Origin of the sequence: Listeria sp. ILCC792, assembly GCF_900186135.1 — a bacterium.
Taxonomy (GTDB): Bacteria; Bacillota; Bacilli; order Lactobacillales; family Listeriaceae; genus Listeria; species Listeria goaensis.
In genome coordinates this window covers 1-5,469 of the sequence record NZ_FYBO01000020.1, presented here as the reverse complement: position 1 = coordinate 5,469, position 5,469 = coordinate 1, and the positions used below count along the sequence as shown (strand labels likewise).

Sequence of the window (5,469 nt, the reverse complement as noted above, 5' to 3'; positions counted from 1 at the left end):
CGCTTGGGATACGTATTGAAAACATCTTGTTCAACAGCTTTGACATCAGCTAGAATATCGACAACAGAACGAGGGGTATTTAAATTCAATGAGCTAGATGTTTCGTCCTTGTTTTGTTTATTGGCTTTTTCTTTGGCTTCAATATCAGAAACATTAATCGCTTTAAATTTATATTTTTCTTTCATGTAATTTTCATATATGTAAGTTGTTGTGTCGACAACTTCAACCCCATTTTTACCATCAAGAGGTGCATCAATTTTTAGTTTTTTATTGTTATTTATATAACCTTTAATATGAATAACTCCAGTAGGGTTTGTGTAAACATTAGTCAGAGTTATAGTGTTGATATTGTTGTAATTATAGCTTAAATATTTTTCAATCCTTGGTTTTTGTTCCTGCATTAATTCTTTTTCTTGATGTTTCATGTAGAAGTACCCCCCCAAAATGACAAGTAGTATAATTAACAGTATACTTAAGATGATTTTTAGTTTCTTTTTTCTTTTCATGTAGTCAACTCCCATTTTATATAAGTCTAGACTTATACACATAAATATAACATAAGAGGTGATGAAATTGGCAAAAATTACAGATGAGCAGTACTTTAATTTAGCTGATAGAGTTTACAATAATGATGTTTTAGAAAGCAAAAAGCCTATTGGTTTAAAAGACGGTTCACAATGGCGTGTTATTAGTTATGTAGATAAAAAAGGAAGTGGCTTACAAGCCATTGCGGTAGTTCCGGCAAAAGATTATCAAAAAGGGAAAACGGATTATGACAATGTGGTATTTGTTTCGCGGGGGTCAGAACCAAATAAAAGCCAATTTGTGAAAGATTGGGTGAATACAGATTTCTTGAAATTAGGAATGGGATTCAAGCCAGCTACTGATGCAAAAGCGAAGATGTATCAAGGCGAAAACTTAAAAAAAATATCGGATCTAAGCAGTAAAACACCGATTCCTGGCATGAAATTATTTCAATTGCCGTCTTGGTATGTCAATACCGATAATCAGTTTTCGGAATACCATTTATTTGTGAATCAAACCATTCAAAAATTTAATATTCGAGACTATAGTTTTACAGGTCATAGTTTAGGTGGGGCATTGGCGCAGTATATGGGGGTAAAAACTAAAAAGAAAGCGGTGACCTATGCAGCAGCCAACCCGTACCGACTCCTTTCTAAAGCTGAACAAGCTGAGGTAAATCAGGGTGATTTTAACGGGTTGATTATCGATTATCGCCATCGCTTAGACCCTGTTGGGAAGATTGTTCCAAATGGCGAGACTATTGGGCAACAATTTATTATGGATACGAACCCGAATGCTAAGCTGGGGACATTTGTTTTCATGGGACATATGCGAGGGACGTTTTCTGATATGTTTCATACGAATGGCACAGCCAAACTTAAAATAGAGCCTAATGCGGTGATTCAACAAGCGAATCGCATTGATAATGTAGTGGCGGTGATGCGGAAAGTCCAACAGCGGATGGAAGATTTAGAAGAAGTCGCGCGTCAGGAATCCCGTCAACTCCGGCAACGTTTAGAAGAGGACACGATAGAAGGTGCCCGGTTTAGTGAATTGACGTCTTGGGACGTGGATAATGCCTTGACGGAAGAAAGTGTTCATTATCGAAATGGTGTCTATGAATTTCATGATGCAGATAAGTTTGAGGAATTTTATGCCAGCAACGAAAAAAATATAAAAAAATTATTAGCGTTTCAACATGAATTAATTCAAGCAGCAAAAACAATGCGGGAAAAAGATAATACGCTAGGAAGTTGGATAGCAGCGAACATGACTTAGAGGAGTGAAGAACCGATGTATGGAGATATGTATCAACGAGAACGTGCCCGAGCATTGGGTGATGTATCAGGAGAATACACATATCAAGCCAAGGTATTAAAAGAACGATTGAAAAGTAAAGACATCACGGCACAAGAAAGAACACAACTGATACAAGCCGAACGAGAATTAATTCGACAAGCGCAAAAAATAGCGCTACAACGGGCGACCCATCAAGGTGTGGTTAGGATATACGATAAATTTGAGGAGGAGCTTCCCCCCCTACATAGGCAATTCGAAGAAATTCCTGAAACGTTACAAGAGTTACAAGTGAACTTACAAGATGCGTTTGATTCAGTGACAGGAAAGGCGATTCAAAACTGGCTCCAAGAGACCCGAACCGTGGCGATTCGAAAGAGTAAAGAAGAATTGTATGAGGCGCATTAAGGGGTAGAAACGGATTAAACAGGAAGAGTCAACGGTAAATGTCTGACTGAACGAAGAGAAGGAATTTAAGGAGTTGACTCAAGCGTCTGATTTACACCCTAATGCTTGCAAATGGTTGAAACAACCGTTTGCCTGCCACCCGGCGAGGGAGGTTTTAAAAAAGGTTTTGGGTTAACGCTTGCAAAAGCATGAATTTAGAGATATTCTAAAAACAACTTCATAACGGACGCGAAAAAAGCCTATGAGTTAGCGCTCACAGACTTTTTATACCAAGTAAGAAAGTTCGCCCTTTCTTACGAGGCTTCGCCTATTAAGTTACTTTGTTTTTAAAAACGTAAGTATATCGGCAATACCCGATACGCTTATCTTATAAACAAAGGCTTAATAAGTCAATCGGAAAGTAAACGGATTGATAGTGAAAACCTTGTAAGAATGGACGAAAAGCCTTACAAGCGAGCTATTGAGACGTTTACTTTTTTTGTTGTGTCAGCTAAAAAATAGTAAAAAAGTCGAGTGTAAGGAATGGGTGTTCGGCGAAGACGGACTGACGGGGAGCGCCCAAAGCGCTCCAACGGCAGTGACGGCGGGACGGCGGAGCCGAGAAAGGAGGAGCGTGAGCGACGAGTTTCTTATTGACTTGATTTTAGTTAAACTTTACGAGAAAAATAAAAGAATCGCAGAGCAGTGCGGTGTGAGGAGGGTAAGACGATGGCAGTTTCTAAAGTGGACGCTTTTATTAATAATCATGACTATGTCCGAGTGACAGACATGGGGCATATTGTCGAAATTCAGTATATGGAACATTGGAATCGTACTTGCCCGATTCTGAAATTAAACCGTTCTGAATATCTCGTGAAGAGTACGGGGGAAATTGGAGAATTTAAAAAATCGGAAACACGAAAAGACAACATGAATTCCTTGCGACAATCGTTTAAGCGCTTGTCTTACTTGATTAATGCGAATTTTAATGGGGCTGGTAATGAACTTTGGATTACGATGACGTATCGAGAGAATATGACGGATAGAGTGCAGGCTCGCAAGGACTTTGATAAATTTTTAAAACGATTTAAATATTATTGTCGAAAAAAATGGGGGAAAACTCGCGGTCATTTAGAATATGTGAAGGCTACAGAGCCACAGGAACGTGGGGCATGGCATTTTCATATGTTAGTGAAATTCCCGTTGATGAAAAAAGTCTATATTGATAATGACACCTATGCGAAAATTTGGAAGCATGGCATCACGAAAGTGAAACGTCCAGATAAAACGGATAACATGGGGGCATACTTTACAAGCTATTTAACGAACGTAGCGGTCGATTGTGACGAAGAAGGGTATTTATATACCGAAGAAGATGAAAAACGCGTAGACGAGCTTCTGGGGGCTCCTGGAGCGTCTCCAGTTTTAACTGATACTCGAGACCAGTCGAAAAAAGTCGTAAAAGGTGGACGACTACATATGTACGAAACTGGCATGCAGTTACATAACCATTCACGTGGAATTAAAATGCCGAATCGAAAGGATATGAAGTTGAAGAAGGCACAGAAATGTTATGGGTTTAAGCCTGAAAATTTAACGCTTCGCAAGTCCTTGAAAATTGAAGATGTGGAAAATGATTTTGAGAACATCTTGATTATTGAACAGTATAATTCAGAGGTTTGGAATACAGATTCATTTTTGGCGAAACGTCAAATTTGGTATCAACGTTTATTGAAAGCTGAAGCGGACGAAGAAGACGACTGGATAGAGTTGTGCCGAAATGAATTAGCTAAAATTGAACAGAAATACGAGCGAATAAAAGCCTATGAAGAGCATGCCCACGCTGAAAAAAAGGGTATGGCTTAAGGTGTCTTTGATGCGATCAAAAATGTAGGGTTTTATGTGGTTTTTATTTATTTTTAGAGCACGAACACCTAGAAGGTGTATAAGTGCGCCCTTTGTTTTTTTGGAAGCTTCGCAGAACTCATTTTTTACGTAGTAAAGTATAATGAGCTACACTTTACTTGGAAGTCTGCCGATTTCGAATAGAGAATGAGAAGAAAGAACAGACGATTTTCACCAGTCAAAAAAGAAAACCTTTTTTGAGGGTAAAACCGTAAGTATTTCCATTTCTTTAATTGATTGAAGAGTGTTGAGAGCTTTTGTCTTGCAAAGAGTTTACGTGTTTATAAATGGCTTTTTAATGGTCAGGTACTAAGCTAAGGAAAAGCCATCTAATTGCCTATTATTGGCAGTAAAAAAGCATCTAAATAGACACTGTTATTTTTAATATAAAGTTGAGAAGTATTGAAATGAAAACCCATGTATGAAAATGGGAGAAAGTAGGTTAATCGTGGTAAATAAAACGATTAAAGAGCTTGCAGAAGAATTTGGAGTTACAAAACAAACTATACAATATCATTTGAGGTCTTTGTCGACAAAAGAAACGACAAAAAACGACAAAGGGTATATACTTATTAAGCCTGACGGGCAGAGAGTCTTAAAAGAAAAAATACAAATGAAAGGCAACAAAAAAGTCGGTAAAAAAACCGACAAAGAAACGATTTCTCTGTCGGTTTTAGAATTACTTGAGAACCAACTAAATGAAGCTAATTCTCAATTAAAAGAGAAAGATAAGCAATTAGAAACGATGCAAAAATTACTTGACCAACAACAACAACTTTTATTAAAAGAACAACAAAAAAATCAATTATTTTTGGAAGAAGCAAAGATGGAATCAGAGAATGAAAATAAGAGCTTTTTTAAACGTCTATTTCATAAATAAATACAGCAAAAGTAAAATTTAAAAAACTATTTTACTTTTGCTGTATTTAAGGTTATTGGAGATAAACTGTATAGTTATTGAATTGTTTGTTTACTTTTTTTGTATTTATATCTAATTATGGCTGTAAATCCTAAATAAACAATAATTCCTGTCATATAATATGTAATTCCACCATTCCAGTTTATGAGTATAAATAATAGTAAGAGTATACTCGAAATGATTCGCATGTTATTATAAACATTTTTTTTCAATTTATCTCACCTTCTTACTTTAATGGCGTATTTTAGTGATGCGGGTTCCAGATTTAAGGAACTATCTAACAGGAGACAGCTCCTTTTTAAGTTATGTGCGCTTGGGATACGTATTGAAAACATCTTGTTCAACAGCTTTGACATCAGCTAGAATATCGACAACAGAACGAGGGGTATTTAAATTCAATGAGCTAGATGTTTCGTCCTTGTTTTGTTTATTGGCTT

The 5,469-nt window shown here is 36.8% G+C and carries 5 protein-coding genes; 4 read left to right on the top strand and 1 reads right to left on the bottom strand.

The window, feature by feature from the left end:
- Positions 1-425 (bottom strand): DUF1433 domain-containing protein (locus tag CFS60_RS13760; protein WP_088839405.1); only part of this gene is annotated, 425 nt, incomplete at its 3' end.
- 148 nt (positions 426-573) lie between these two features.
- Between CFS60_RS13760 and CFS60_RS13755 the strand changes: the two genes are divergently transcribed.
- The 4 genes from CFS60_RS13755 to CFS60_RS13740 all read left to right on the top strand — a co-directional run bounded on the left by CFS60_RS13755 (position 574) and on the right by CFS60_RS13740 (position 4,993).
- Positions 574-1,803 (top strand): lipase, encoded by a 1,230-nt coding sequence (locus CFS60_RS13755; RefSeq protein ID WP_088839404.1) that lies wholly within the window; start codon positions 574-576, stop codon positions 1,801-1,803.
- 15 nt (positions 1,804-1,818) lie between these two features.
- Positions 1,819-2,229, top strand: a complete 411-nt coding sequence (locus tag CFS60_RS13750) for a hypothetical protein (protein WP_088839403.1) — start codon at positions 1,819-1,821, stop codon at positions 2,227-2,229.
- 708 nt (positions 2,230-2,937) lie between these two features.
- A complete protein-coding gene (locus tag CFS60_RS13745) occupies positions 2,938-4,074 on the top strand; it encodes a hypothetical protein (protein WP_088839402.1) in 1,137 nt (378 codons plus the stop codon).
- 487 nt (positions 4,075-4,561) lie between these two features.
- Complete coding sequence (locus CFS60_RS13740) at positions 4,562-4,993, top strand: helix-turn-helix domain-containing protein (protein WP_088839401.1); 432 nt, start codon at positions 4,562-4,564, stop codon at positions 4,991-4,993.
- Positions 4,994-5,469 lie beyond the last annotated feature (476 nt).